General features: G+C 66.6%; 1 protein-coding gene. It reads right to left on the bottom strand.

Annotated features, from left to right (window positions below):
- Positions 1–867: ATP-binding protein (locus EOA60_RS35130; RefSeq protein WP_128312736.1), on the bottom strand; the 867-nt coding region annotated here is incomplete at both ends.

The raw sequence follows: 867 nt of genomic DNA, 5'->3' as shown, positions 1-867 counted from the left end.
CGCCTTGCGTGCGCGCCTTCTGGATGGCGGAGATCACGGTGCCGAGCAGCCCCGCCGAACGCGCCGGCTTGGTGAGATGCGCGACGATGCCGAAATCGATCATCAGTCGGCCGAAATCGACCTGGTCGACCGAAGTGAGCAGCACGACCGGAATGGAAGACAGGCGGCTGTCGGCGGCGATCGCCTTGGCGACATCGGCGCCGTTCATGCCGGGCATCTGGTAGTCAAGGATGATGCAGTCGACCGAAGCGCCGAGCTGGCAGGCGCGGTCGAGAAAGGCGAGGCCGACGGCGCCGCTTTCGGCCGCGGCGCAGTCGAAGCTCCAGCTGCGCAGCTGCTCGAGCAGGATCTCGCGATTGACCGGGTTGTCGTCGATGACCAGGACGCGGGCGCCGGTTACGTCGACCGGCACGATCTCGTCGCGCGCCTGCTGTTTGTGTGCCGGCAGCGGTACGGCGAACCAGAAGACCGAGCCGCGGCCGATCTCGCTTTCAACGCCGATCTTGCCGCCCATCAGGTCGACGAGGCGGGCGGAGATGGCAAGGCCGAGCCCGGTGCCTTCGTGACGACGGGTGGACGAGCCGTCGACCTGGGCGAATTTCTCGAACACGCTCTGCAGCTTTTCGGCGGGGATTCCGATGCCGGTGTCCTCGACGCGGACCTTGAGCTGGACGGTCCCATCGACCACATCGCCGCCGACATCGATCAGCACATGCCCCTTCTCGGTGAACTTCACCGCATTGCCGAGCAGGTTGGTAACGATCTGGCGGAAACGGCCGGCGTCGCCGACGACGAAGCCAGGCAGGCGCGGGTCGACGCGCACGATGAGCTCGAGGTTCTTTTCGGCAACGCGGGCCGAGACCAGCG

The sequence above is a fragment of the Mesorhizobium sp. M1A.F.Ca.IN.020.06.1.1 genome (genome assembly GCF_004023265.1).
GTDB lineage: Bacteria > Pseudomonadota > Alphaproteobacteria > Rhizobiales > Rhizobiaceae > Mesorhizobium.
Note: the sequence above shows the minus strand (reverse complement) of the source record. Positions and strands in the feature narration are given on the sequence as shown.